The following is a 24,540-nucleotide window of genomic DNA, read 5'->3' as shown; positions in this document are numbered from 1 at the left end:
CTACGATGCTCTTGGGGCCTTATATTCGCCGGATGATCTTCTCGCCGAACAGTCCTTCCGGGCGCACCAGCAGGAACAGCAGGGCCAGCACATACGGGAACCAGCCTTCGATGCCGCCGCCCACCATGGGGCCGAGGTAGACTTCGGCCAGTTTTTCCGACGCGCCGATGATCAGGCCACCGACGATGGCGCCCGGCACCGATGTAAAGCCGCCCAGTATCAGCACCGGCAGCGCTTTCAGGGCGATGAAGGTGAGGGCGAATTGCACCCCGTTGCGCGCCCCCCACAGCAAGCCGGCCACCATGGCCACCAGGCCGGCCACGCCCCACACGACGGCCCAGATGCGCTGCAGCGGGATGCCGACCGCCAGCGCTGCCTGGTGGTCATCGGCGACGGCGCGCAGGGCGCGGCCCACCTTGGTTTTCGAGAACAGCAAGGCCAGGCAGATCACCAGCAGCGCGCAGATGCCGGCCGCCATCAGGTCGAACTGCGAGATGTTGATGTCGAAGCGGTCCATCAGGAACTGCATCGGTACGTCTTCGATGGGCAGGTCCAGCTTGTGCACCTGCGAGCCCCACATCAGCTGCGCCAGGCCTTCGATGAAAAAGGTCAGGCCGATGGTGGCCATGAACAGCGTGATTTCCGGCTGGTTGACGAGCGGGCGCAGCACAACCCTTTCAATCGCCATGCCCAGCACGATCATGGTGAGCATCGTCAGCGGGATGGCCAGCCACAGCGACAGGCCGAACTTGTCCATGATGCCGACGCAGGTGAGGGCGGCGAAAAACACCATCGCTCCCTGCGCGAAGTTGAACACGCCCGAAGCCTTGTAGATCAGCACAAAACCGATCGCCACCAGCGCGTACATGACGCCCGACAGCAGGCCGCCGATCAGCACTTCAAAGAAAAAATTGATATTCATTGCTATTCCTCGTCTAGTGCGCCACGCCGAGATAGGCGTTGATGACATCCTGGTTGCTGCGCACCTCGTCGGGCGTGCCGTCGCCGATCTTCTTGCCGTAATCGAGCACCACCACCCTGTCCGAGATATCCATCACCACGCCCATGTCGTGCTCGATCAGCACGATGGTCGTGCCCAGCTGATCGTTGACGTCGAGGATGAAGCGGCACATGTCCTGCTTTTCTTCCACGTTCATGCCGGCCATCGGTTCGTCCAGCAGCAAAATCTCGGGTTCGGCCACCAGCGCGCGGCCCAGCTCCACCCGCTTTTGCAGACCGTAAGGCAAACGCCCCACGGGCGTCTTGCGGATGGCCTGGATTTCCAGGAAGTCGATGATCTCTTCGGCCTTCTTGCGGTGCTCGATTTCCTCGCGCCGCGCCGGTCCCCAGTACAGGGCCTGCAGCAGGAAATTCGACTTCATTTTGAGGTTCCGGCCCGTCATGATGTTGTCGAGCACCGTCATGCCCTTGAACAGGGCGATGTTCTGGAAGGTGCGGGCGATGCCGGATTTGGCGGCCGCGTAGCAATCCATGCCGCGCCGGTGTTCGCCCCGATAAATGATTTCGCCCTGCTGCGGGCGGTACACGCCGTTGATCACGTTGAGCATCGAGCTTTTGCCGGCGCCGTTCGGGCCGATGATGGCGCGGATTTCATGCTGTTTCACGTCGAACGAGATGTCGGTCAGCGCTTTCACGCCGCCAAACGACAGCGAGATGTTCTTCAGGTCGAGGATCACGGGTCCCGTCTTGCGGGCCGTGCCGAAATGGGCGTCGGGTTCGTTCATTTGCATCGTGCTGTGCTCCATCATGCGGCCAGGCCCTGGGGCCGATACGTTTTGCTGTCCCAGATCTGCAGGTCGGCGCTGGTCGAGCCAAGGCGGCCATCCTCGAATTTCACCTGGGTCTCGATGTATTGCGTTGCCTTGCCCTCGTACAGGGCGGAAATGAGCACCGCGTATTTTTCGGCGATGAATTTGCGGCGCACCTTGCGCGTGCGCGTCAGTTCGTCGTCGTCCGGGTCGAGTTCCTTGTGCAGCACGAGGAAGCGGTGTACCTGCGTGCGGTCCATCAGCGGATCGGTTGCCAGTTCCGCGTTGACTTGTTCGATGCAGTCGCGGATCAGGCCATAGGTCTCGGCGCGCGCCGCCAGGTCCGTGTAGCCGGCATAGGCGATGCCGCGCCGCTCGGACCAGTTGCCCACCGCTTCGATGTCGATGTTGATGAAGGCGCAGACCTGGTCGCGCCCATGGCCGAAGGCCACCACTTCCTTGATGAAGGGGAAAAACTTGAGCTTGTTTTCGATGTAGTTGGGCGCGAAGATGGCGCCGCAATTCATCTTGCCCACGTCGGCTGCGCGGTCGATGATTTTCAGATGCCCTTCGCTGTCGAACACACCCGCGTCGCCCGTATGGAAGTAGCCGTCAGCGTCGATCACTTCGGCCGTGGCGTCGGGACGCCTGAAGTAGCCGCTCATGGTGGCGGGGGACTTGACCAGCACCTCGCCATTGGCCGCCAGCTTGACTTCCACGCCCGGCGCCGGCAAGCCGACGCTGTCGAACTTGATATTGCCGTCCGGTTGCAGACATACATAGGCGCAGGTTTCGGTGGAGCCGTACAGCTGCTTGAGGTTGACGCCGATCGAGCGGTAGAAGCGGAACAGGTCGGGGCCGATGGCGGCGCCGGCCGTGTAGGCGACGCGCACGCGCGACAGTCCCAGCACGTTTTTCAAGGGGCCGTAGACGAGCAGCTCGCCCAGCTTGTAGCTGAGGCGGTCCGCCAGCGAGACTGCCTTGCCATCCAAAATCTGCGCGCCGCAGCGCTTGGCCACGTCCATGAAATGGCTGAACATGTGGCGCTTGATGCTGCTCGCGTCTTCCATGCGTATCATCACGCTGGTGAGCATGTTCTCGAACACGCGCGGCGGCGCAAAGTAGCAGGTGGGGCCGATTTCGCGCATGTCGATCATCACCGTGTCGCCCGACTCGGGGCAGTTGACGGTGAAGCCCGCCACCATGGCTTGCGCCAGCGAGAACAGGCAGTCGCCGACCCACGCCATGGGCAGGTAGGACAGAATGTCTTCCGCGTCGGTGAGCTTGTCGAAGGCCACGCCGCCAACGCCGGCGGCCAGCAGCGCTGTGTGGCTCTGGCACACGCCTTTCGGCTTGCCCGTGGTGCCCGAGGTGTACAGGATCACGGCCGAGTCGCTACCCTGGCCCGCTGCCACGGCGGCGTCGAAAAAGCCCGGATGTTCGCGGTCATAGGCCCGGCCCAGCGTCTGCAGGGCGGCAAACGACGTCAGCTCCGGCTGGCGGTAGTGGCGCATGCCCCGCTCATCGTCATACGCGATGTGGGCGACGTGCGGATACAGGGTTTTCAGTTCGAGCAGCTTGTCGACCTGCTCCTGATCTTCGACGATGGCGTAGCGGATTTCCGCATCCTGCAGCACGTAGGCCATGTCGGCGGCCGGCGCGTCCTGGTACAGTGGCACGGGCACGCCGCCCAGGCTTTGCGCAGCCAGCATGGCCCAGTACAGGCGCGGACGGTTGTCGCCGATGATGGCCAGGTTCATGCCGCGCTGGAAGCCGATGGCGGCCAGGCCGCAGGCCAGCGCGCGCACTTCTTCGTTAACCTCGGACCAGGTCCAGGTTTGCCAGATGCCCAGGTGTTTTTCGCGAAAGGCGGGCTTGTCGGATCGTACTGTCCCGTGTTGCAATAAGCGCCGCGGAAAAGTCGGCATTGTTGCTGTGGTATTCGTTTGCACCAGTGTCTCCCTGTTGCTTGTCTCAGGCCCCACCTCGTTGGATGGCGCTCTGTGTTTTTTATGTGTCAGGCGTTTGTGCAATGATAGTAGCTTGCGTTAGTTTGCCAAGTTGTCTTTTCGGGGACATTTACCCACTTTTCGATGGTGCATCGCACAATGACCTACCCTGATATCAGCCTCAAGGATGCCGTGCGCGCGGCCCACTGGGCGCAATTGCTCGACCCCGTGCAAATGGCCCGGGTCGAAGCGGATGTGTTTGAAACCTTCGTGCCGAAAGGCGGCTTTGTCTGCCGCAAGGGCGAGCCGGTGGACAACTGGATCGGCGTCATCAGCGGCATGGTCAAGATGAATAATTTTTCCGCTTCCGGCAAGGCCATGACGTTTACGGGCTTGTCACCGGGCAGCTGGTTTGGCGAAGGTTCGCTGCTCAAGCGCGAGATGCGCAAATACGACACCATCGCCGTGCGCGACACGCGCGTGGCGCGCCTGCCTGCCAGCACCTTCCACTGGCTGCTGGAAACGAGCCTGCCGTTTACGCGCTTTTTGCTGATGCAGCTCAACGAGCGCCTGGGCCAGTTCATCGGCATGATGGAAAACGAGCGCCTGCTGGACCTGAACACGCGCGTGGCGCGCTGCCTGGCGTCGATGTTCCATTCGCATCTGTACCCAAGCGTGGACACCTTGGTGCAACTGTCGCAGGAAGAAATCGGCCTGCTGTCCGGTTCTTCGCGCCAGCGCGCCAACCAGGCCTTGCAGGTGCTGGAAAAAAAGGGGCTATTGCGCCTCGATTACGGCGGCATCCGCGTGCTGGACCTGGAAGGCTTGCGCCGCTACGAGGCCGATGATGCAGACTGAAATCTCCAGCCGCGCCGCAGCGCTGCGGGCTCGCCTCGAGGGTACTGCCGTCGACCATGCGCGTTTCACGGGGCCGCCCGTCGATTTCAACGACTGGACGCCTGAAGAACTGGGCGCCGTCTGGGGGGCTCTGCACCGCGCGGCGCGCTTCGGCCATGATGATGTTGCGCGGTTTAATCTGGCGCACACGCTGCTGGAACAGGTGACTGGGGCCGGACTGGCGCCGTTGCTGGCCGGCGCCGTGTTCCTTGACGCGCTCGACGCGGCCGCTGATTACAACTGGGAATGGGAGTATGTCATCGGCTGCCTGGCCTGCCTGCAGGGCGAGGCACCGGCAGGCACGGCGGCGCAGGCGCGGCGCATTCTCGGCGAAACCTCGGGCTGGGTCGAGCGGCCCTACCAGGCCTGGCTGCTGGCGTGCCTTGCCGGCGGCGACGCCCCTGCGCAATTTGCGCAGCTGATGGAGGAGCGCCACGCCCGTTATCCGATGCCACTGACCTTGCAGGAATTGGCACTGCTGCCGCAGCTGGCGCAAGCGTCCCTGCTGGCGCTGGCCGGTTCGCCCCATAGCAGCTTCTGGAACCGCAACAGTATCGGCGAGGCGGATCCCGCCGCCGTGCTGGCCGACGATGCGGCGTATGCCGCTTTTGCGCGGGCGATACTGGAACAGGCGGCGCGCCATATCGCCGCCATCCACGACGGCAGCGTGCCGTATGCGGCCGATGCCGCCTTTGCCACGGCAGATTCTCCCGTGCTGGCGCGCGCCGCGCGGGTCGCCGCCTACCGCGATGATGCATGGTTCCGTCCCGTGATCGCCGTCTTGCTGCCTTTGGCCTGCGTGGCGCCCGGCGCGGCAAAAAGCGCGCCGTCGCAGTCGCTGGCGATGGCGCTGGGCCATGCGGTGGAAACCATCCCCACGCCGGAAAGCTTGCTGGCCCTGCGCACGGCGCTGGCGCAGGTGCGCCATGCGGGCATCCGCAAGAAGCTGGAACGCAATCTGAAACCGGCCGAACGGGCGCTGGCCGAACGGCCCGATATCGCCTGGAGGGTCGGCATGCCCGGCCCCATGGGCAAGCGGCGCCAGGCCATGCTGGCGCGCCGCCTGGAAGCGGGCTACGCCAGCGAAGTGTGGTTTGGCCTGGACCAATGGCGCGCCTTGCGCGATGATGCCGATATCGAGACGGTGGCGCGCGCGCTGGTCTGGCGCACGGCCGATGGCCAGGCCTTCATGCTCGACGGGAAGGGCGCCATCGATGCGCGGGGGCAGCCAGTGCAATTGCCTGAGCAAGGCGACATCGGCCTGTGGCATCCTCTGCACGGCAGCGGGGAGCAGCGCGCCGCCTGGCAGGCGCTGCTCGCGCGGCGGCGCGTGCGCCAGCCGCTGCGCCAGGTGTATCGTGAAATATATGCACCGCCCGGCGACGGCGGCGCCCCATTTGCCGGCTACCAGTTGTCGCTGCCTACCTTGCTGGGACTGGCCCGCCGCGAAGGCTGGCGGCTCGATTACGATGAAGGCTTGTCGCGCCAGTTCGGCGCCTGGCGCGTATTGCTGCGCCTCGGGGGACACGTCTATCCAGGCGCGGGCGGTGCCTGCACATCCAACGGGCTGGCGCCCGCGCAGATGATGCCGATGGCGCCGGTGGCGTATTCGGAAGCGTGCCGCGCGGTGGACCTGCTGGTCAGCGCCAGCGCCCTGGCGCTGCTGGAAGAAGAGCACAGCGCGCAGCGCGCAGAGCGCCTGTTTTACCTGGCCAATCTGGCGCCGGGGCCGATGGCGGGCATGCGGCGCACGGTGCTGGAACAGGTATTCGCGGAGCAGATCGAGGACGGGCGCATGGCGCTCGAAGCGCGCCACCTGATGGTCGGCAGGCATGCGATTCACCTGACCACCGGCAGGGTCACGCTGGACGGCGCCGAGGTGGCGAGCGAGGTGGCAGCGAAGGAGAGCAAGCTGGGCGCCGTGCCGTGGCTGCCGCACGATGAGGCGCTGCTGGAAAAAATCGTCGGCCTCGCCGGCCAGCTACTCCAGCATTGAAGACGAGCCGCATCCTGATCCTGGGCTGCGTGAGTACTGCATTGCCGGCAATCGGAGTATCATGAGCGCTTCCCAGCACAGCACCTTTTCGCCGCCATGCAGACATCCGTTCACAGTAATCCCGCCTCCCGTTTGACCTTGCTGCGCGCCGCCATGCGCGCGCAGCAGATCGATGCCCTGATCGTGCCATCGGCCGATCCGCACTTGTCCGAGTACCTGCCGGCCCGCTGGCAGGGCCGCGAATGGCTGTCGGGCTTTACGGGTTCCGTCGGCACCCTGGTCGTGACGCAGGATGTCGCCGGCGTGTGGACCGATGGCCGTTACTGGGAACAGGCGGAAGAGGAACTGGCCGGCAGCGGCATCGTCCTGAAAAAAATCCCGTCCGGCGCCAGCGTGCTGTATATCGACTGGCTGGGCGAGACCATGCAGCCGGGGCAGACGGTGGCCGTCGATGGCGCCGTGCTGGGCCTGGCCAATGCGCGTTTGCTGCAGCAGGCGCTGGGCGCGCAAGTGACTCTGCGCACGGACATCGACGTGCTGCAAGCCGTGTGGCCCGATCGCCCGGCCATGCCGGCCGCGCCCGTATATGAACATGCGCCCGCGTATCCATCGCTGTCGCGCACGCAAAAACTGGCGGCCCTGCGCGCCGGCATGGCGGTGTACGGCGCCAGCCACCACGTCATTTCCACGCTCGACGATATCGCGTATCTGTTCAACTTGCGCGGCGCCGACGTGCACTACAACCCCGTCTTCCTCGCGCATGCGCTGGTGGGACCGGAGCGCGCCACCCTGTTCGTTGCCGACGGCAAGGTGCCGATGGCCCTGCGCGCCACCCTGGAAAGCGAAGGAGTGGACGTGGCCGCGTACGACCGCACGGCGGTTGCATTGGCCGCCTTGCCGGCCGGCGCCACCTTGCTGCTCGACCCGCGCCGCATCACGTTCGGCACGCGCCAGGCCGTGGCCGAGGCTGTGCGCGTGGTCGAATCGATCAACCCGACCACTTTGGCCAAGTCGCGCAAGACGGACGGCGAAGCGGCGCACGTGCGCGCCGCCATGGAGCAGGATGGCGCCGCCCTGTGCGAGTTTTTCAGCTGGCTGGACGCCACCCTGGCCGACCCGCAGCGCGCGCCGCTGACGGAAATCGGCGTCGACGAACACCTGACGGCCGCGCGCGCCCGCCGCGCCGGTTTTGTCAGCCCCAGTTTCGGCACCATCGCCGGCTTCAATGCGCATGGCGCCATCATGCATTACCACGCGCATGCGGATTCGGCCGCCACCATCGAAGGCGACGGCTTGCTGCTGATCGACTCGGGCGGCCAGTACTGGGGCGGCACCACCGACATCACGCGCGTGGTCCCCGTCGGCACGATCACGGCCGAGCACAAGCGCGATTTCACCCTGGTCTTGCGCAGCATGATCGCCCTGTCGCGCGCGCAGTTCCCGCGCGGCGTGAAGTCGCCCATGCTCGACTCGATTGCCCGCGCACCGCTGTGGGCCGAAGGCATCGACTTTGGCCACGGCACGGGTCACGGCGTGGGCTTTTTCCTCAACGTCCACGAAGGGCCGCAATCGATTTCGCAGTCCGCCATGCCGGAGCCGCAGACGGCCATGGAAGCGGGCATGATCACCTCCATCGAACCGGGCATCTACCGCCCCGGCCAGTGGGGCATCCGCATCGAGAATCTGGTGCTGAACGTGCCTGTGGAAACGACGCAGTTCGGTGAATTCCTGCGCTTCGAAACCTTGACCCTGTGCCCGATCGACACGCGTTGCGTGGAACGCTCGCTAATGCGCGACGACGAGGCGGCGTGGCTGAACGACTATCACGCCACCGTGCGCGCGCGCCTGGCGCCGCTGTTGTCCGCGCTGGCCGATGCGCCTGCGCTGGCGTGGCTGGAACAGCGCACGGGAGCCATCTGATGCGCTCGACCCGCGCCACCTCCGCCATCGAGCGGCTCAAGGAACGCACCGGCCACCGCCTCTACACGATGGCGCGCACGGGCGATGAACTGTTCTTTCTCACGGAAGGTCCGGGCTTGCCGCCTTTGTGCCCGCCGCTGGAACTGGACGCCTTTGTCGCCTTCGTCAATGGCCTGGGACCGCAAAAGGCGCGCCGCGTCAGCAAGCTCGACGTGGCGTTTGAAAAGCAGCTGACCAAAAAGCCCCAGGATTAAATGCCGACCATCGACTTCCTGCGTGCCTACTGGTCGCCGGCCGAGCTGGCGACGAATGGCGTGATCCTGCTGAACCTGCTGGGCGCGCTGCTGCTGGGTTTACTGGTGGGTTACGAGCGTTCGTATCACGGGCGCGCTGCCGGCATGCGCACCTACAGCCTGGTGTGCATGGCTTCGGCCGCGCTGACGGTGCTGGGCGGCTATCCCGAGTTCTGGTACGGCGGCCATGGCGCCATCGTCGGCAGCGATCCCACGCGCGTGATCCAGGGCATCGTCACGGGCGTGGGGTTTCTCGGCGCCGGCGTCATCATGCGCGAGGGTTTCAACATCAGCGGCCTGACGACGGCCGCCTCGATCTGGGCCTCGTCCGTGATCGGCATCATGGTCGGCATCGGCTTTTATCTGTCGGCCATGGGCCTGGCCTTCCTGTGCGCGATGGCGATGATTTTTCTGTCAAAATTGGAGAACTGGCTGCCGTCGCGCCACGCGGTGGCCATCACCATGCGCTTCAAGCAAGGCTTTATTCCCCGTGAGGATGCGCTGCGGCGCATGGCCGCCAAGCGCGGCTACGACATCGCCGGCGGCTCGCTGACCATCGGCAGCAACGAAGGCATGCAGGAATGGCGCTTTGTCGCCATCGCGCATGGCAAGAACACGGGCGCCAGCCTGTCGGCCATGTCGGCCGAACTGGCCGCCTTCGAAGGCATCGCCGGCTTCCAGCTGTCGCATGCCCGCAATTGATACGGATGCCGAGAGGATGGACATGGATGCACAAGCCCAAGATGTACTCGATTTCTGGTTTTTGCCGCCGGATAACCCTGACTATGGCCAGTCGCGCATGGAATGGTTTCGCAAGGATGACGGCTTTGACGCGCAGATACGCGAGCGTTTTGGCGCGCTGATCGATGCCGCCATCGACGGCGGCTTGCGCGACTGGGATGCGACGCCGCACGGCGCGCTGGCGCGCCTCATCGTGCTCGATCAGTTCACGCGCAATGTGTACCGCGGCACGCCGCGCGCCTTTGCCGGTGATGCACGGGCGCTGGCGCTGGCCATCGCCTTGACGCAAGCGGGACAGGACGGGCAATTGCCGCCGATGCTGCGCGCCTTTGTCTACCTGCCGTTCGAACACGCGGAAGACCTGGCCATGCAGGCGCGTGCCGTCGAGCTGTTCCAGCTGCTGTCGCAGGCCCAGCCCGGTTTTGACGGCATGCTCGACTACGCCGAGCGGCATCAGGAAGTGATCGCCCGCTTTGGCCGTTTCCCGCACCGTAACGCCATCCTGGGCCGCGCTTCCACGCCGCAAGAGGTGGAATTTCTGCGCCAGCCGGGATCGAGCTTCTAGAAAACCATCATGAACGTCACTTTGAATATCATCGGCGCCGGCCACGTGGGCCGCGTGCTGGGCCGTCTGTTCGCCGGCGTGGAAGGCGTCGCCGTGCAGGACGTGCTCACGCGCTCGTTGGCCTCGGCGCAGGCGGCCGTCGCTTTCATCGGCGCCGGCACGCCCGTCGACAGCTATGCGGCCTTGCGCCACGCCGACGTCACCCTGCTGGCCGTGTCCGACGATCAGATCGGCCAGGCCTGCGCGGCGCTGGTGGCCGAGGGACGGCAAGCGGGCGCCATCGTGTTTCACTGCAGCGGCGCGCTGGCCTCGAACGTGCTGCTGGCGGCCACGCAGGCCGGCGCGTCTGTCGCCAGCGCGCATCCGATCCGCAGCTTTGCCGACCCGGCACAAGTGGCCGCCACCTTTGACGGCACGTTTTGCGGCGTCGAAGGCGACCCGCTGGCGCTGGCCTTCCTCACGCCGGCCTTGAACGCCATCGGCGCGCGCCCCGTGCCCATCGATCCGGCCGCCAAGACCCTGTATCACGCCGCCGCTGTGTTTGCCAGCAATTATCTGGTGACGGTGCTCGACGCCGCCTTGCGCGCCTACCAGGCGGCCGGCATTCCCGAGCCGGTGGCGCGCGAACTGGCGCAGCCGCTGGTGACTGAGGCGGTGGCCAATGTCTTCCGCCTGGGCGCCGCGCCAGCGCTGTCCGGCCCCATCGCGCGCGGCGATTCGGCCACCGTGCAACGCCAGCAGCTGGCCGTGCAAAGCTGGGATGCCGCCACGGGCGAGCTATACCGGGCGCTGGTGGCGCCCACGCAGGATCTGGCCAGACGCAAGCGCGGGGGATGACTCAGGCGGCGTGCCCGCCGTTGCGGCCTTGTTCCTTGGCCTGGCTGGTGGCCATGAAACCCGCCCCCAGGATCAGGGGCAGGACGATGAGCAGGCGGTACTTGATCGACAGAAGGTGCATGCAGACGAGGGATGGCCGGCGCAAAGGCAATCGTGATGCAAGCCAAAAGCATGCAGCAGGGCGGGTATTGGCGCAATGATAACTGGCTTTCTTGATAATTTACGCTGGCGAACGCGACAAGATAACCACGACTTACCAAATAAAAGTGCCGATTTGTCGACAAAGATGCAAATAAGCAATAAGATTTGTTGAGGGGAATCATTGCGCATCGCCCCTGTCTTGCCGCCCGTTTCAGGCGCGGGACATTACGCGCAGGGAGTGTTGTATGTTATTTTTAAAGAGTACGTCCGTCAGCAAGGCCCCTGGCATCTACGAGGTCGACATCGCCGCCAAACCGCCAGGCAAGACCTTCGGCATTTTTCTCGCCACCGATCCCGACCAGCCACCATCAGCCTTGCTGGGACAATTGAAGGTGCTCGGCTTCGAGAACACCTATAGTTCGCCCTACCTGCACAAGGATGGGGGCAAAGTGCTGGACCTGCATTTCCAGAAGGATGGCACGGATATCTTCAAGGGCTGGAAAACCGAGGAGTGCACGCACAACCTGGCGGCCATCACGGCGCTGTTCGAGGAGCATGGCATCGTTATTACGCCACGCGTGATGTCGATGGCCGAAGCCTACGCTTAATCTGCCTCAACCGCTTCAACCCGCCTCCACGCCAATGTGATACAGCGCCCACGGGCAGCTGGTGTAGCGTTCGGCCAGGGGCAGGGCTGCCACGGCCGCGATGCGGTCCGCATCGTGGATCGCCCATAGCGGCCCCAGGCCGCCCAGCGCCATCGCCTGCCCGTCCAGGTGGGTGGCGACGATAAAACGCTGCGTGCGCGCCTGCGCCATGGTCAGCGCCGCCGCATAGCCATCCACGGCGCGCAGCACTAGCCGTACGGCATCTTCCTCGGGCGCGCCCGCCGCTTTCAAGACATCGACCAGCAACGGCCCGCGCAGGGCATGCGCCTTGCCATCGTATTCCAGGGTGGGGTGGATAGTGCGCGCCGGCAAATTCGCCAGCGCCGCGAAGTCGAAGGCCCGCGCCCGCTCAAAACTGATCTTTTGCTTGTGCATCATCTGGTCGCGCACGGCGTCGAACGGACCCCGGTTCGGCTTGTCGATGCTGCCCGTGATGGTCAGCAAGGCAGGACCGCGCAGGCCGGCGGGCGCCGCGCGGGCGATGGCGGGCAAGGCCGCGCCGGCCATGGCGGCGGCGAGAAACTGGCGTTTGTGCATGCACTTCTCCTCTGGACTGAAATCGCTAATGTTCTTAAGTCTATCTTAAGTTCGCTCAACGGTGCGCATTTTACGGTTATTGTCAGTTTGGAATGTCGGCTTACATCTTGTCACAGTTCTTACGCAATGGAGAAAGACGTAGCTTTTTTCGGCTGTTATTGTGTCCTCATCGCACTTCGCTGAACTGCGAATCCAGGCACCATTCACTAATTGAGAGAGAGAACATGATGAAGAAGAAAATCCTGTTTGCAATGATCGCGTCCGTTACCGCATTCACCGGCATGAGCGCCGCCCACGCCGAAGGCGCGTATGTGGGTGCTGGCGTCACGGGCAACCGCTATAACTTCGATATTCCTGGCGCCACCAGCGCCGATAATCACAGCGGCTACAAGGCCGGCGCCAAGATCTTCGCCGGTTACGATTTTGATAAAACCTGGGCGGTCGAGGGCGGCTATGCCGATTTCGGCAGCAAGGATTACAGCTATGTCACCGGTGCCGGCAACGGTTCCGTGAAAAGCGATTCGCACGGCTACTACCTGGCCGGCAAGGCCACCATGCCCGTGACCGACAAGGTCGGCGTGTTCGGCAAGCTGGGTGTGGCCAAGGTCAAGAACAGCTTGAGCGGCACGGGTCTGTCGACCGGCATCAGCGGCAACGACAAGACGGGCGTGTACGCTTCCGTTGGCGCCCAGTACGCGATCAACGAGAAAGTCTCGCTGACGGCGGAAGTGGAACACTTCGGCAAGAGCGCCGACCAGGGCCGCAAGGCTACGGGCCTCGCTTTAGGCGCACGCTACAACTTCTAATTCACCGGAAGTTTGCTGAAAAAAAAGGCAGTTACCGCGAGGTAACTGCCTTTTTGCATGGCCAGACCGAAATTACGTGGTCAAGGGCTTGTAGCGGATACGTTTTGGTTTCGCGCCTTCTTCGCCCAGACGTTTCTTCTTGTCGGCTTCGTATTCCTGATAGTTGCCGTCAAAGAAGGTGACTTGCGAGTTGCCTTCGAACGCCAGGATGTGTGTGGCGATACGGTCGAGGAACCAGCGATCATGCGAGATGACCATCACGCTGCCGGCAAATTCCAGCAAGGCGTCTTCCAGCGCGCGCAAGGTCTCCACGTCCAGATCGTTCGACGGTTCATCGAGCAGCAGGACGTTGCCGCCCATCAAGAGGGTTTTTGCCAGGTGCAGACGGCCGCGTTCACCGCCGGACAGGTTGCCCACCATTTTTTGCTGGTCCGAACCCTTGAAGTTGAAGCGGCCCAGGTAGGCGCGCGACGGCATTTCAAAGCGGCCGACCGTCAGCATGTCGGCGCCGCCGGACACGTCCTCGAACACGGACTTGTTGTCAGCGAGACTATCGCGGTTCTGGTCGACGATGGAGACGCGCGCCGTCTGGCCGATGGCCACTTCGCCGCTGTCCGGTGTTTCCTTGCCAGTGATCATCTTGAACAGGGTCGACTTACCGGCGCCGTTGGGGCCGATGATGCCGACGATGGCGCCTGGCGGCACGGTAAAGCTCAGGTTGTCGATCAGCAGGCGGTCGCCGAACGCTTTCGACACGTTCTTGAACTCGATGACGTCATTGCCCAGGCGTTCGGCCACGGGAATGAATATCTCCTGCGTTTCGTTGCGCTTCTGGTATTCGTGCTCGGACAGCTCGTTGAAACGGGCCAGGCGGGCTTTCGACTTGGCCTGGCGCGCTTTCGGGTTCTGGCGCGACCATTCCAATTCCTTTTGCAGCGCCTTCTGGCGCGCCGATTCCGTCGATTCTTCCTGCTTCAGGCGGGCTTGCTTCTGCTCCAGCCAGGTCGAGTAGTTACCCTTCCATGGAATGCCGCTGCCGCGGTCCAGTTCCAGGATCCACTCTGCCGCGTTGTCGAGGAAGTAGCGGTCATGGGTGATGGCCACCACGGTGCCGGGGAAGCGCAGCAGGAATTGTTCCAGCCAATCGACCGATTCCGCATCCAGATGGTTGGTCGGTTCGTCGAGCAGCAGCATGTCGGGTTTGGACAGCAGCAGCTTGCACAGCGCCACGCGGCGCTTTTCACCGCCGGACAGCACGCCGACCTTGGCGTCCCATGGCGGCAGGCGCAGCGCGTCGGCGGCCATTTCCAGCTGCAGATTCAGATTGCCGCCGTCGGACGTCGAAATGATCGCTTCCAGGCGTGCCTGTTCCGTGGCCAGGGCGTCGAAATCGGCGTCTTCCTCGGCATACGCGGCGTACACGGCTTCCAGCTTGGCTTGCGCCTCAAACACTTCGCCCAGGCCCGACTCCACTTCCTGGCGCACGGTTTTTTCCGGGTCCAGCTGCGGTTCCTGCGGCAGGTAGCCGATGTTCAGGCCCGGCATCGGCACGGCTTCGCCCTGGATGTCGGTGTCGATGCCTGCCATGATTTTCAGCAGGGTCGATTTGCCGGAGCCGTTCAGGCCCAGCACGCCGATCTTCGCGCCTGGGAAGAAGGACAGGGAAATATCTTTCAGAATCTGGCGCTTGGGCGGGACGATTTTGCCCACGCGATTCATGGTGTAGACGTAATTTGCCATTAGAAATCTCGGGTGATATACAAAGACGGACAGGATACGGTAAACGCCCGCTTCCGGCCAGCGCTGCGCGCTGCGGAAACGGACGCGAGGGCAAGACTAGGCACTGGCGCGCGCGCGGCGGCTGTTCCACAGCCCTTCGGCCGCATACAGGCCCAGCGCCGTCCAGATGACGAGGAAGCCCAGCATGCGCTCTTGGGTGAACGATTCGTGGAAGACCCACACGCCGATCAGGAGCTGGCCCGTGGGGGCGATGTATTGCAGCAAGCCCAATACGGCCAGCGGCAGGCGGCGCGCGCCGGCGGCAAACAGCAGCAGGGGAATGGCCGTGATGGGGCCGGACGCCAGCAGCAGCGCGCGCGTGGCGGTGGAATCTGTATTGACGAAGCCGCTCTGGCCATGCCAGCCCAGCCACAGCATGTAGGCCAGCGCCAGAGGGAACAGAATCAATGTTTCGAACGACAGGCCTTCCAGCGCACCGAGCGCGGCCGTCTTGCGCAGCAAGCCATAGCCGCCAAACGTGGCCGCCAGCAGCAGGGCGATCCAGGGCACTTGCCCCGCCTGCCAGGTGAGCCAGGCCACGCCGCAGGCGGCCAGGCCGATGGCCAGCCACTGCAGGCGGCGCAGGCGTTCGTGCAGCAGCAAAAAGCCCAGCATGACATTGATCAGGGGCGTAATGAAGTAACCGAGGCTGGCGTCGACCACGTGGCCGTTGTTGACGGCCCAGATATAGATGAACCAGTTGGCGGAGAGCAAAAACGCACTGGCGACGAAGCTGGCCACCACCCTGGGCTGCGCTTTCAGGCTGCCCAGCCAGCTCCATTGGCGGCGCACGGTCAGCACGATACCGAGGAACAAGAGCGACCAGACCATGCGGTGCGCCAGGATTTCCTGCGGCGCGATCTCGCCGATGGCGTGAAAGTACAGGGGGAACAGGCCCCAGCACAGGAAGGCGAGGGAGGCGTACAACATGCCTGGATTCATGATGGGCTTCGCTGGAGAGTAGACAGTCTGTCATTATGGCGGAAAACATCGGGGGCTGCCCGGCGCCGCTGGCGAGGCGTAGAATGGCAACAAATCAATGGCCGCAAGCCCGCGCAGCAAGGCGGAGCGGCATAAAACCACGACTTTGGGGCAGCCCGGGACCATGCAAAAATACTCTTGCTATTTGCTAATACCTATCATATTGTGCGATGCAACAAAACAAAAACGGGTGCAATCTTGACGTCGGAACATAAAAAAAGCGGCCTTGCCGGCATGACCCTGGCGGCCGTCGGCATCGTTTACGGCGATATCGGCACCAGTCCGCTGTACACCCTCAAAACGGTCTTCGATCCGGCCCACGGCCTGCTGCTGTCGCCAGAGAACCTGCTGGGCATCGTTTCGCTGATCTTCTGGGGCCTGACCCTGATCGTCTCGCTCAAGTACGTGACCCTGGTGCTGCGCGCCGACAACCGCGGCGAGGGCGGCATCATGGCCCTGATGGCGCTGGTGCTGTCGTCCGTCAGCCGCCTGTCGCGCTGGCATTTCCCGCTGATGGTGATCGGCGTCTTCGGCGCCACCCTGTTCTATGGCGACAGCGTGATCACACCGGCCATTTCCGTGCTGTCGGCGATCGAAGGCCTGGAAGTGGCCACGCCCGCCTTCAGTCCGTATGTGGTGCCGCTGACGATGGTGGTGCTGGTGGCCCTGTACTCGGTGCAGTCGCATGGCACGGCCGGCATCGGCCGCTATTTTGCCCCCATCATGGTGCTGTGGTTTGCCGCGCTGGCCGGCATGGGCGTGGTCAACATCATCAAGTCGCCGGCCATCCTGGCCGCGCTCAATCCCCTGCACGCGGCGACCTTCCTGATGAATAACGGCTTCGTTGCCTTCGTTGCCCTGGGCGCCGTGGTGCTGGCGCTGACGGGCGCCGAGGCGCTGTACGCCGACATGGGCCACTTCGGCAAGAAGCCGATCCGCCTGGCCTGGTTCCTGATCGCCTTTCCCGCGCTGGCGCTGAATTACCTGGGCCAGGGCGGTCTGCTGCTGGCCCATCCCGAAGCCGTCACGAATCCGTTTTACCAGCAACTGGGCGCGTGGAGCGTGTATCCGCTGGTGATCCTGTCGACCATGGCCACGGTGATCGCCTCGCAGGCAACCATTTCCGGCACCTTCTCGATGACCAAGCAAGCGATCGCGCTGGGCTTCTTGCCGCGCATGCGCGTGCGCCACACGTCGGAAAGCGAAATCGGGCAGATTTACATCCCTGCCGTGAACTGGCTGCAACTGGCCGTGGTGTTGCTGGCTGTCATCGGCTTCGGTTCCTCGGAAAACCTGGCCGCCGCCTACGGCATCGCCGTCACGGCCACGATGCTGTCGACCACCATCCTGACGTTCTTCGTCATCCGCTACCGCTGGAAGATGAACCTGGCCCTGTGCTGGGCCGCCACGGGCTTTTTCCTGATCATCGACGTCAACCTGGTGTCGGCGACTGCCCTGAAACTGTTCCATGGCGGCTGGTTCCCGCTGCTGCTGGGCTCGATTTTGTTCATCGTCATGCTGACCTGGAAGCGGGGCCGCCAGCTGGTGTTCCAGAACCTGGAAAAGCATGCGATTCCGCTCGACGATTTCCTCTCGTCGCTGTTCATCGCGCCGCCGCTGCGCGTGCCCGGCACGGCCATCTTCCTGCGCGGCGAAACGGATGGCGTGCCGCATGCGCTGCTGCATAACTTGCTGCACAACAAGGTGTTGCATGAACGGGTGATCTTCCTCACCGTCTTCATGCATGAAGAGCCGTGGGTGGCGCCATCGGAGCGCGTGCGCGTGGTGGACCTGGGCCACCAGTGCTACCAGGTGAATGTGCATTACGGCTTCAAGGATGAACCGGATATTCCATCCGCGCTGGCGCAGTGCGCGCAGCAGGGACTCGATTTCGAGATGATGGAGACGTCGTTCTTCATCGCGCGCCAGACCATCATCTCTACGCCCGGTGCCGGCATGATGCCGTGGCGCGAGCACCTGTTCGTCACCATGTCGCGCAATGCGCGCACGGCGGCCGACTACTACCAGATTCCGAGCAACCGGGTGATCGAACTGGGCACGCAGGTGGAAATATAGATATTGTGTCAACGTTGCATCGAGACACATTTATTGCCCTGCTTACGTCTGCTTACAAATGGGCTACGCGAGTCCTGTTAAACTCCAGCCCGTACCGGTCCGCACCGTACGGGCTTAGCCACACACCAATATTTAAAGGGAAACCATGAAATCGGTATTTCAAATGATCGCCACCCTCGCTTGCGCCGTGGCCCTGACCGCTTGTGGCGCTGCTGCCAACACCGAGAAGCCGGTCGTGCTTGACCCGAACACGCAAGTCAAAGAATTCATTTTTCCTGACCTGGTGAAAGGCACAGGCACGGCCGCCGCCGCGGGCGATACCTTGACGGTGGTCTACACGGGCTGGCTGTATGACGCGAGCAAGCCGGACGGCAAAGGCGCGCAGTTCGATGCGGTAATCCCTCCCAAAAGTTTTACGTTTATCCTCGGCATCGGCAAAATGATTCTGGGCTGGGACCGTGGCCTGGTCGGTATGCAAGAGGGTGGCACGCGCCGCCTGCTCATTCCGTATGACCTGGGCTATGGCGTTGGCGGCACCCGTGACTCGACGGGTGCGGTGGTGATCCCGCCTTACGCCGGCCTCGTGTTCGACATCACGCTGCGTAAAGTAGATAAAAAGTAAGCACGCGCAAGGTGCACGGATAAAGGGCGACTCCATGGAGTCGCCCTTTTTGCTTTTGCAGCGGAGTCAGGCGGGTGCCAGTTCCTGGAAGTAGTACGTGGCGCCGCCCAGATTGGCTGGCGCGTCATATTGCAGCACCTGCGTGCGGCGCAGCGCCACCGGTGCGCTGAAGGCGGGGCCGTCGTAGACGAAGGTGTGGAATTCGCCGTTTTCACCGCAGGCGTCGACGCCGGGCGGCAGGTCGGCCAAAAAGGCGGCGTCGAACTCGCGCCCGCAAAATGCGCGCGGCAGGTGCTGGCCGTTGATGCAGACGACGATGGCCTTGAAGCCGGCGGCGAGAAATTCGTCGACCAGCGCGCGGCGATCCCCGCCCCACAGGGGCAGGTGCGCCGTCAGGCCGGCGGCCGCACAGACTTTTTCTTCCCAGTCGCGGTGCGGCTGCAGGTCGATGTCGCCAAACAGCGCATGATCGATGCCCTCGGCCTTGGCCGCGCGCAGCATGGCGATGAATTGTTCCTCGTAGCTGGCCCAGCTGGCGTGATAGCGCTGCAGGCGTGCGCCCAGGCTGGCCGCCTGCGCCTCAAGCAGCTCTGGCGGCACGCCGTGCGAGCGCGACTTGCGGCCGTCTTCATCCATGGCCGTGATCAACAGCGGCACGCTGATGCCGGCGTTGCGCGCGCGCCACAGGGCCAGGCAGGAATCCTTGCCGCCACTCCAGGAAATCAGGGCCGTCGTCATGCCACCGCTCCCGGCGCCACCGCGCGCAGCATGTCGACGTGCTCAATGCCGTCTTCGTCGTACGGTGCGCTGACGGTGACAAAGCCGAAGGATTGATAGAAGCGCTCCAGGTACTGCTGCGCGCCGATGCGGATGGCGTGGCCAGGGTGCTGGCGTTCGGCGCGCGCGATGCCCTCAAGCAATAGCTGCTTGCCGGCGCCCGTGGTGCGCGCCTCGGGCGCCGTCAGCACGCGGCCCAGCGACATTTCCACGTACTTGGCGCCTGGTGCCAGCACGCGCAGGTAGGCGGCCAGCCGGCGCTGGCCATCGACCGTTTGCCAGCCCAGCAAATGCATGGCTTGCTGGTCATGGCCGTCCAGGTCCGGGTAAATGCACTGCTGTTCGATGACGAACACGCGCTGGCGCAAGGCCAGCACCTGGTACAAATCGTGGGGGCCGAGTTCGTCGAACGTGTTCCATTGCCAGCTAATCATGGGTCATCCTTGATTGAGAGTGGCCATGATTTTACCGGCTTCACGCAGCCGGCGCGGGATAGCGTTGCGCATACCACTGCTTCAGGTGCTCGATGCAGCGCGTCACGCGGGGCGCCACCAGCTGGCGCGACGGATAGATGGCGAACAGCGCCAGGCTGGGGCGCTCCACTTCCGGGAACAGCTCGACCAGGGCGCCGCTGGCCAGTTCCTCGCGGCAGACAAAGGTGGGCAGGATGCCGATGCCCAGGCCGCGCAGGATCAGGCTGCGCATGAACAGCGTGTTGTTCGTGCGTACCCAGTTCGGCACTTCGATGTCGCTGTGCGGTCCCGCATGGCGCAGCGGCCAGCGGCTGCCGAACAGGGCGTGGCTGTAGATGAAGCAGCGCTGGCGCGTCAGGTCCGTGGCTTCCCGCAAGGGGCCGTGGCGTTCCAGGTAGGCCGGCGCGCAGCAGATGTGCAGGCGGTAGTCGTGGATGTGGCGCGCCACGTAGCTCGAATCGGTGAGCGCGGTGGTGACGCGAAAACCCAGGTCGTAGTTGGCCGCCGCCAGGTCGACGTATTCATCTTTCAGGTCGACGTCCAGGCGCAAGGCCGGCCAGTCGGCCATGAAATCGGCCAGGCCTTCGGCCAGCTCGCCCACGCCCAAGGTCAGCGGCGCGTTGATGCGCAGGCGGCCCGTCACGTGCGCCGTCGAGTGCGCCACCATGTCTTCCGCCTGCGCCAGTTCGTCGAGCAGCTTGCGGCAGTGTTCGAGGTAGGCGGCGCCCGTTTCCGTCAGGGCCAGCTGGCGCGTGGTGCGCGTCATCAGGCGCCCGCCCAGTTCCTGCTCCAGCTGGCCGATGCGCCGGCTCACATAGGAGGCCGACAAGTCCAGTTCATCGGCGGCGCGGCGAAAGCTGCCCAGCTCGGCCACGCGGCGAAACAGCTGCATCGCCTGCAATTTGTCCATTTCATTCCTATTCGGCGCTTTTATTCGGTCTTATTCTGCATCAGTGCTGTGCATTATTCATTATTTTTCTCAATTTTGATTCGGAATATGCTGGTGACCTCTCTACAGAAAGGCCACACCATGAAAAAAATACTGATCAGCAGCCTGTTGCTCGCCGCCTTTTCCACCGCCCAGGCGGCCGAGGTCCTCGTCGTGCTGTCGGACGCCAATCACCTCGACCTGCGCGACGGCAAGGTCTTCCCGACGGGTTTTTATCTGAATGAATTGATGCAGCCCGTGAAAAAGCTGCTCGACGCGGGCCACACGGTGACGTTCGCCACGCCGCAGGGCCAGGCGCCCACGCTGGACGCCAGTTCGGATACGGCCGATTACTTTGGCGGCGACGCCACCGCGCACGCGGCGCACAAGGTGCTGCTGGACCAGCTGGCGCTGACGGTGCCGGGCCGCTCGCCCGTGATCAGCCTGAAGCGGGTGGAGCAGATCGGCTATGGCCACTACGCGGCCGTGCTGGTGCCGGGCGGCCACGCGCCGATGCAGGATCTGTTGAAGGATGCCAGCCTGGGCGCCTTGCTGCGCCAGTTCCACGCGGACGGCAAGCCGACGGCGCTGCTGTGCCACGGCCCCATCGCTTTGCTGTCGGCCTTGCCGCAGGCGGCCGCGTTTGCGGCCGCGCTGGAAGCGGGCCGCACGCCGCCCACCCCGGCGGACTGGATCTACAGCGGCTACCGCATGACGGTGATCAGTAATCAGGAAGAGCTGGCGGCGCAGGGCGCGCTGCAGGGCGGAACGATGAAGTTCTATCCGCAGTCGGGCTTGCAGGCGGCCGGCGCGCAGTATGTGCAGAACCAGGCGCCGTGGAGCAGCAACGTGGTGGTCGACCGCGAACTGATCACGGGACAGAATCCTACCTCGGCGCCGGCCCTGGCGGACAAGCTGCTGCAGGCGCTGCAGGTGTCTCGTTAACGTCTCGTTAACGACAACTCCCCGGCGGCGCCAGGGCGCGGCCGGGGAGGCAGTGCGTGCAGCGGGGATTACAAGATCGTCAGGGTGACGTCGATGTTGCCGCGCGTGGCGTTCGAGTACGGGCACACGATGTGGGCGGCGGCGACCAGCGCTTCGGCGGCGGCGCGTTCCATGCCTGGCAGCGAGATTTTCAGTTCCACTTCGATGCCGAAGCCCGTGTCGATGGCGCCGATACCGACGTTGCCTTCGATCGACAGATCCGCTGGCACGGCGATCTTGTCGCGGCCGCCGACGAATTTCATGGCGCCGATGAAGCAGGCCGAGTAGCCGGCGGCAAACAGTTGTTCCGGATTGGTGCCGACGGCGCCATTGCCGCCCAGTTCTTTTGGCGTGGTCAGCTTGACGTCCAGCACATTGTCGGACGATACGGCACGGCCTTCGCGGCCTCCGGTGGCGGTAGCTTGAGCGCGGTACAGGACTTGTTTGATCGACATGATGGTTTTCCTCGGTGAGTTAAATAGTTAACGACTAAATAGTGTGCTACTTGTTTCGTGGGCTGTCGCCCCAGGATCCCCGTCTGCAGAAGCGCTTGCCGGCGTCCATGTACACAATATATATCGCGCGCTATTTAATTGCAAGCGATTTTATTTCGGAGTGGCGCGGATTGACGCTTTATTTTGATGCCTTTGTCGCCACTACCGGGCTTCCATCGCATAATGGCCACCGCCGGTGGGGCCGATGGTTATGCTTGGCTCCACTTCACACCCCAAGGAAAAATCATGACTAGCCTCTTCTTTATCCTGCGCATCACCGTGGCCACGATGGTCGCCTACATCATCGCCACGGCGATCCTGGTCGAGAATTTCTTGCGCTATATCTTCGGGCACACGGAAGGCTTCTTTGTCATCGTTGGCGCGCTGCTGGCCAGCGCCGTCATCACGAATGCGTTTTCGCACGTGCGGCGCGTGCGCCTGATCGCCGGCACCGTCAACGCCGGCACCCTGTCGAGCCGCCAGCGGCGCCAGATCGAGATTCCGTTCGAGGCGGGTGAGGCGTTCGACATGATCGACGCGGCCATCCGCGAACTGCCGGGCAGCGAAGTGGTCGAAAGCGCGCGCGACAGCCTGCAGGTGCAGGCTAGAGTGCGCCGCGCCGCGCCCTATACGCACACGGGCTTGCCCCGCATGCGCCTGCTGGGCTTCCTCGAGCCGCGGCCGAACCAGATCCTCGCCACCGTCACGCCGAATGGCGAAGCGGGCAGCGTGACCCTGATCTGCGAACCGGCGCGCAACGCGTGGACGGACTGGTTCCTCGTCGACCATGGCAGCAACCTGGAAAACGCGGAGGCGGTGACGCGGGCGATGACGCGCCGCGTGGCGCAGCGCCGGCGCGGCGAGCAGGCCGAGGCGCGCCAGACGGTGACGGAAAAGGAACTCACGGTGGCCAAGCTGAGCCTGCTGCATGCGCAGGTGGAACCGCACTTCCTGTACAACACCTTGGCCAGCGCGCAGCTGCTCACGCGCAGCGACCCCGTGCGCGCCGACGAGATGCTGGGCAACCTGATTCTGTACCTGCGCCACTCGCTGCCGCGCACGGAGCAAGCCATGTCGACCCTGGGCACGGAGCTGGAACGGGCGCGCGCCTACCTCGACATCCTGAAAATCCGCATGGGCGCACGCCTGAACCTGCAGATCGAAGTGCCGCAATACCTGCGCCAGGCGGAGCTGCCGCCGATGATGCTGCAAACCCTGGTGGAAAACGCCATCAAGCATGGCCTGGAGCCGAAAAGCGGCGGCGGCACCATCTGGATCATGGCGCGCAGCGGCAATGGCACGGTGATCGTCACGGTGGCCGACGACGGCAAGGGGTTCAGCGACGACGGCGCCGGCACGGGCATCGGCCTGCGCAATGTACGTGAACGCCTGCGCCTGACCTACGGCAATACCGCCGCGTTTGCCATCGTCGCCAATTTCCCCGATGGCGTGACGGCCACCATCACGGTGCCCGACAGCACGGCGCAAGGAGTGTCCCATGCATCAGCCTGAGATGACTTGCGTCATCGCCGAAGATGAAACCCTGCTGCGCGATGCGCTCGTGGCCCTGCTGGCCGAGGAGTGGCCCTATTTGCGCATCGTCGCCGCCTGCGACGACGGCGGCACGGCGCTCGAGGCCATCGCCACGCACAAGCCCGACGTCGCCTTTCTCGACATCCGCATGCCGGGCCTGACGGGGCTGGAAGTGGCGGCCGGCGTGCTCGATGCGAGTCCCGCCACGCAGGTGGTGTTCATCACGGCCTACGACCAGTACGCGATCGACGCCTTCGACAAGGGCGCCGTCGATTATCTGTTGAAACCGATCGGACGCGAGCGCCTGCAGGCGACCTTGCAGCGCGTGCAGGCGCGGGCCGGCAAGACCCGTGCGGGCGACGGCGCGCTGGCTGGCCTGCTGCAGCAATTGAGCAGTGCTTTGCCGGCGGCCGCCAAGTCGCCGCCGCTGGTGTGGCTGACGGCCAGCAGCGGCAAGGATACGCGGTTGATCATGGTGGAAGACATCGCCTATTTTCAGTCCGACACCAAGTACACGGCCGTCATGACGGCCGAGGGCGAGGCGCTGCTGCGCAAGCCGATCCGCGAACTGCTCGACGTGCTCGATCCGGCCATCTTCAAGCAGATCCACCGCTCCACCATCGTCAACATGAAGATGGTGGCGTCCGTCACGCGCGACGAGGTGGGCCGCGGCGCCTTGCGCCTGAAGACGCGGCCGGAAACCCTGGCCGTGAGCCAGCCGTTCATGGCCTTGTTCCGGAATATGTAACGCCGGGGTCAGACCCCCGTATGCGT

At 64.0% G+C, this 24,540-nt stretch carries 25 protein-coding genes; 14 read left to right on the top strand and 11 right to left on the bottom strand.

Annotation, left to right across the window (positions count from 1 at the left end; all coding sequences use genetic code 11):
* Positions 1–19: 19 nt before the first annotated feature.
* The 3 genes from ACPJXG_RS27745 to ACPJXG_RS27735 are packed head-to-tail and all read right to left on the bottom strand — an operon-like array spanning position 20 to position 3,697.
* Positions 20–916: a branched-chain amino acid ABC transporter permease gene (locus tag ACPJXG_RS27745; RefSeq protein ID WP_198521486.1), complete on the bottom strand. Its 897-nt coding sequence runs from the start codon at positions 914–916 to the stop codon at positions 20–22.
* Between the two features lie 19 nt (positions 917–935).
* Entirely contained in the window at positions 936–1,751 is an 816-nt protein-coding gene (locus tag ACPJXG_RS27740) for an ABC transporter ATP-binding protein (RefSeq protein WP_029496076.1), read from the bottom strand.
* Between the two features lie 14 nt (positions 1,752–1,765).
* A complete protein-coding gene (locus ACPJXG_RS27735) occupies positions 1,766–3,697 on the bottom strand; it encodes an AMP-binding protein (RefSeq protein ID WP_425254798.1) in 1,932 nt (643 codons plus the stop codon).
* A 180-nt stretch (positions 3,698–3,877) separates the two neighbouring features.
* Between ACPJXG_RS27735 and ACPJXG_RS27730 the strand changes: the two genes are divergently transcribed.
* The 7 genes from ACPJXG_RS27730 (at position 3,878) to ACPJXG_RS27700 (ending at position 10,967) form a co-directional block, all read left to right on the top strand.
* A complete protein-coding gene (locus ACPJXG_RS27730) occupies positions 3,878–4,576 on the top strand; it encodes a Crp/Fnr family transcriptional regulator (RefSeq protein ID WP_425252916.1) in 699 nt (232 codons plus the stop codon).
* The gene (locus ACPJXG_RS27725) at positions 4,563–6,611 is read left to right on the top strand and encodes a DUF4132 domain-containing protein (protein ID WP_425252915.1); all 2,049 of its coding nucleotides are present in this window, start codon (positions 4,563–4,565) and stop codon (positions 6,609–6,611) included. Before ACPJXG_RS27730 ends, ACPJXG_RS27725 begins: the two co-directional genes overlap by 14 nt.
* Before the next feature lie 96 nt (positions 6,612–6,707).
* On the top strand, positions 6,708–8,531 hold the full coding sequence (locus tag ACPJXG_RS27720; RefSeq protein ID WP_425252914.1) for an aminopeptidase P family protein: 1,824 nt from the start codon (positions 6,708–6,710) through the stop codon (positions 8,529–8,531).
* The gene (locus ACPJXG_RS27715) at positions 8,531–8,785 is read left to right on the top strand and encodes a hypothetical protein (RefSeq protein WP_077398459.1); all 255 of its coding nucleotides are present in this window, start codon (positions 8,531–8,533) and stop codon (positions 8,783–8,785) included. Before ACPJXG_RS27720 ends, ACPJXG_RS27715 begins: the two co-directional genes overlap by 1 nt.
* Positions 8,786–9,526 carry an MgtC/SapB family protein gene (locus ACPJXG_RS27710; protein WP_034752834.1) on the top strand — a complete coding sequence of 247 codons (741 nt, stop codon included), beginning with the start codon at positions 8,786–8,788 and terminating at the stop codon, positions 9,524–9,526.
* A gap of 16 nt (positions 9,527–9,542) precedes the next feature.
* Entirely contained in the window at positions 9,543–10,130 is a 588-nt protein-coding gene (locus ACPJXG_RS27705) for a DUF924 family protein (protein ID WP_425254797.1), read from the top strand.
* A gap of 9 nt (positions 10,131–10,139) precedes the next feature.
* On the top strand, positions 10,140–10,967 hold the full coding sequence (locus ACPJXG_RS27700; protein WP_425252913.1) for a Rossmann-like and DUF2520 domain-containing protein: 828 nt from the start codon (positions 10,140–10,142) through the stop codon (positions 10,965–10,967).
* Between the two features lies 1 nt (position 10,968).
* On the opposite strand, the gene ACPJXG_RS27695 is transcribed toward ACPJXG_RS27700, so the two are convergent.
* Positions 10,969–11,112 (bottom strand): hypothetical protein, encoded by a 144-nt coding sequence (locus tag ACPJXG_RS27695; RefSeq protein WP_425252912.1) that lies wholly within the window; start codon positions 11,110–11,112, stop codon positions 10,969–10,971.
* Positions 11,113–11,353: 241 nt separating this feature from the next.
* Between ACPJXG_RS27695 and ACPJXG_RS27690 the strand changes: the two genes are divergently transcribed.
* Positions 11,354–11,716: a hypothetical protein gene (locus ACPJXG_RS27690; protein ID WP_035823566.1), complete on the top strand. Its 363-nt coding sequence runs from the start codon at positions 11,354–11,356 to the stop codon at positions 11,714–11,716.
* 15 nt (positions 11,717–11,731) lie between these two features.
* Here the strand turns inward: ACPJXG_RS27690 and ACPJXG_RS27685 are convergent, their stop codons facing one another.
* Positions 11,732–12,313: a molybdopterin-dependent oxidoreductase gene (locus ACPJXG_RS27685; RefSeq protein WP_035823568.1), complete on the bottom strand. Its 582-nt coding sequence runs from the start codon at positions 12,311–12,313 to the stop codon at positions 11,732–11,734.
* Positions 12,314–12,537: 224 nt separating this feature from the next.
* Between ACPJXG_RS27685 and ACPJXG_RS27680 the strand changes: the two genes are divergently transcribed.
* A complete protein-coding gene (locus ACPJXG_RS27680; protein ID WP_219310137.1) occupies positions 12,538–13,119 on the top strand; it encodes a porin family protein in 582 nt (193 codons plus the stop codon).
* A 72-nt stretch (positions 13,120–13,191) separates the two neighbouring features.
* Here the strand turns inward: ACPJXG_RS27680 and ettA are convergent, their stop codons facing one another.
* Positions 13,192–14,859, bottom strand: a complete 1,668-nt coding sequence (ettA, locus tag ACPJXG_RS27675; protein WP_035823572.1) for an energy-dependent translational throttle protein EttA — start codon at positions 14,857–14,859, stop codon at positions 13,192–13,194.
* 96 nt (positions 14,860–14,955) lie between these two features.
* The gene (gene rarD / locus ACPJXG_RS27670; RefSeq protein ID WP_425252911.1) at positions 14,956–15,840 is read right to left on the bottom strand and encodes an EamA family transporter RarD; all 885 of its coding nucleotides are present in this window, start codon (positions 15,838–15,840) and stop codon (positions 14,956–14,958) included.
* A 237-nt stretch (positions 15,841–16,077) separates the two neighbouring features.
* Here rarD and ACPJXG_RS27665 point away from each other — a divergent pair, with 237 nt between their 5' ends.
* Positions 16,078–17,955, top strand: a complete 1,878-nt coding sequence (locus ACPJXG_RS27665) for a potassium transporter Kup (RefSeq protein WP_035823576.1) — start codon at positions 16,078–16,080, stop codon at positions 17,953–17,955.
* Between the two features lie 145 nt (positions 17,956–18,100).
* On the top strand, positions 18,101–18,577 hold the full coding sequence (locus tag ACPJXG_RS27660; protein ID WP_425252910.1) for an FKBP-type peptidyl-prolyl cis-trans isomerase: 477 nt from the start codon (positions 18,101–18,103) through the stop codon (positions 18,575–18,577).
* Positions 18,578–18,643: 66 nt separating this feature from the next.
* On the opposite strand, the gene ACPJXG_RS27655 is transcribed toward ACPJXG_RS27660, so the two are convergent.
* The 3 genes from ACPJXG_RS27655 to ACPJXG_RS27645 are packed head-to-tail and all read right to left on the bottom strand — an operon-like array spanning position 18,644 to position 20,737.
* A complete protein-coding gene (locus ACPJXG_RS27655; protein WP_225243095.1) occupies positions 18,644–19,315 on the bottom strand; it encodes a diphthine--ammonia ligase in 672 nt (223 codons plus the stop codon).
* On the bottom strand, positions 19,312–19,788 hold the full coding sequence (locus tag ACPJXG_RS27650; RefSeq protein ID WP_425252909.1) for a GNAT family N-acetyltransferase: 477 nt from the start codon (positions 19,786–19,788) through the stop codon (positions 19,312–19,314). Before ACPJXG_RS27650 ends, ACPJXG_RS27655 begins: the two co-directional genes overlap by 4 nt.
* A 40-nt stretch (positions 19,789–19,828) precedes the next feature.
* A complete protein-coding gene (locus ACPJXG_RS27645; RefSeq protein ID WP_425252908.1) occupies positions 19,829–20,737 on the bottom strand; it encodes a LysR substrate-binding domain-containing protein in 909 nt (302 codons plus the stop codon).
* Positions 20,738–20,857: 120 nt separating this feature from the next.
* Here ACPJXG_RS27645 and ACPJXG_RS27640 point away from each other — a divergent pair, with 120 nt between their 5' ends.
* Positions 20,858–21,700, top strand: a complete 843-nt coding sequence (locus tag ACPJXG_RS27640) for a type 1 glutamine amidotransferase domain-containing protein (protein ID WP_425252907.1) — start codon at positions 20,858–20,860, stop codon at positions 21,698–21,700.
* Positions 21,701–21,768: 68 nt separating this feature from the next.
* Here ACPJXG_RS27640 and ACPJXG_RS27635 read toward each other — a convergent pair whose 3' ends face one another.
* Entirely contained in the window at positions 21,769–22,194 is a 426-nt protein-coding gene (locus ACPJXG_RS27635) for an organic hydroperoxide resistance protein (RefSeq protein ID WP_425252906.1), read from the bottom strand.
* Between the two features lie 285 nt (positions 22,195–22,479).
* Between ACPJXG_RS27635 and ACPJXG_RS27630 the strand changes: the two genes are divergently transcribed.
* Together ACPJXG_RS27630 and ACPJXG_RS27625 are read left to right on the top strand one after the other, a co-directional pair.
* Positions 22,480–23,745 carry a sensor histidine kinase gene (locus ACPJXG_RS27630; protein WP_425252905.1) on the top strand — a complete coding sequence of 422 codons (1,266 nt, stop codon included), beginning with the start codon at positions 22,480–22,482 and terminating at the stop codon, positions 23,743–23,745.
* Positions 23,732–24,514 (top strand): LytR/AlgR family response regulator transcription factor, encoded by a 783-nt coding sequence (locus ACPJXG_RS27625; RefSeq protein WP_425252904.1) that lies wholly within the window; start codon positions 23,732–23,734, stop codon positions 24,512–24,514. The genes ACPJXG_RS27630 and ACPJXG_RS27625 overlap by 14 nt, the downstream gene beginning before the upstream one ends.
* Positions 24,515–24,540 lie beyond the last annotated feature (26 nt).

It is taken from the genome of Janthinobacterium sp. NFX145, from assembly GCF_049810325.1.
GTDB classification, from domain to species: domain Bacteria; phylum Pseudomonadota; class Gammaproteobacteria; order Burkholderiales; family Burkholderiaceae_D; genus Janthinobacterium; species Janthinobacterium rivuli.
This window is presented reverse-complemented; position numbering and strand designations above follow the sequence as displayed.

What these genes read in the sequence shown, in the direction of transcription:
- ACPJXG_RS27645 (WP_425252908.1), bottom strand. Translation starts at nt 20,737, where the DNA reads ATGGACAAATTGCAGGCGATGCAGCTGTTTCGCCGCGTGGCCGAGCTG.
- ACPJXG_RS27640 (WP_425252907.1), top strand. Translation starts at nt 20,858, where the DNA reads ATGAAAAAAATACTGATCAGCAGCCTGTTGCTCGCCGCCTTTTCCACC.
- ACPJXG_RS27635 (WP_425252906.1), bottom strand. Translation starts at nt 22,194, where the DNA reads ATGTCGATCAAACAAGTCCTGTACCGCGCTCAAGCTACCGCCACCGGA.
- ACPJXG_RS27725 (WP_425252915.1), top strand. Translation starts at nt 4,563, where the DNA reads ATGATGCAGACTGAAATCTCCAGCCGCGCCGCAGCGCTGCGGGCTCGC.
- ACPJXG_RS27680 (WP_219310137.1), top strand. Translation starts at nt 12,538, where the DNA reads ATGATGAAGAAGAAAATCCTGTTTGCAATGATCGCGTCCGTTACCGCA.
- ACPJXG_RS27660 (WP_425252910.1), top strand. Translation starts at nt 18,101, where the DNA reads ATGAAATCGGTATTTCAAATGATCGCCACCCTCGCTTGCGCCGTGGCC.
- ACPJXG_RS27720 (WP_425252914.1), top strand. Translation starts at nt 6,708, where the DNA reads ATGCAGACATCCGTTCACAGTAATCCCGCCTCCCGTTTGACCTTGCTG.
- rarD (WP_425252911.1), bottom strand. Translation starts at nt 15,840, where the DNA reads ATGAATCCAGGCATGTTGTACGCCTCCCTCGCCTTCCTGTGCTGGGGC.
- ACPJXG_RS27705 (WP_425254797.1), top strand. Translation starts at nt 9,543, where the DNA reads ATGGACATGGATGCACAAGCCCAAGATGTACTCGATTTCTGGTTTTTG.
- ACPJXG_RS27690 (WP_035823566.1), top strand. Translation starts at nt 11,354, where the DNA reads ATGTTATTTTTAAAGAGTACGTCCGTCAGCAAGGCCCCTGGCATCTAC.
- ACPJXG_RS27650 (WP_425252909.1), bottom strand. Translation starts at nt 19,788, where the DNA reads ATGATTAGCTGGCAATGGAACACGTTCGACGAACTCGGCCCCCACGAT.
- ACPJXG_RS27630 (WP_425252905.1), top strand. Translation starts at nt 22,480, where the DNA reads ATGACTAGCCTCTTCTTTATCCTGCGCATCACCGTGGCCACGATGGTC.
- ACPJXG_RS27710 (WP_034752834.1), top strand. Translation starts at nt 8,786, where the DNA reads ATGCCGACCATCGACTTCCTGCGTGCCTACTGGTCGCCGGCCGAGCTG.
- ACPJXG_RS27685 (WP_035823568.1), bottom strand. Translation starts at nt 12,313, where the DNA reads ATGCACAAACGCCAGTTTCTCGCCGCCGCCATGGCCGGCGCGGCCTTG.
- ACPJXG_RS27700 (WP_425252913.1), top strand. Translation starts at nt 10,140, where the DNA reads ATGAACGTCACTTTGAATATCATCGGCGCCGGCCACGTGGGCCGCGTG.
- ACPJXG_RS27655 (WP_225243095.1), bottom strand. Translation starts at nt 19,315, where the DNA reads ATGACGACGGCCCTGATTTCCTGGAGTGGCGGCAAGGATTCCTGCCTG.
- ACPJXG_RS27740 (WP_029496076.1), bottom strand. Translation starts at nt 1,751, where the DNA reads ATGCAAATGAACGAACCCGACGCCCATTTCGGCACGGCCCGCAAGACG.
- ACPJXG_RS27730 (WP_425252916.1), top strand. Translation starts at nt 3,878, where the DNA reads ATGACCTACCCTGATATCAGCCTCAAGGATGCCGTGCGCGCGGCCCAC.
- ACPJXG_RS27735 (WP_425254798.1), bottom strand. Translation starts at nt 3,697, where the DNA reads ATGCCGACTTTTCCGCGGCGCTTATTGCAACACGGGACAGTACGATCC.
- ettA (WP_035823572.1), bottom strand. Translation starts at nt 14,859, where the DNA reads ATGGCAAATTACGTCTACACCATGAATCGCGTGGGCAAAATCGTCCCG.
- ACPJXG_RS27625 (WP_425252904.1), top strand. Translation starts at nt 23,732, where the DNA reads ATGCATCAGCCTGAGATGACTTGCGTCATCGCCGAAGATGAAACCCTG.
- ACPJXG_RS27715 (WP_077398459.1), top strand. Translation starts at nt 8,531, where the DNA reads ATGCGCTCGACCCGCGCCACCTCCGCCATCGAGCGGCTCAAGGAACGC.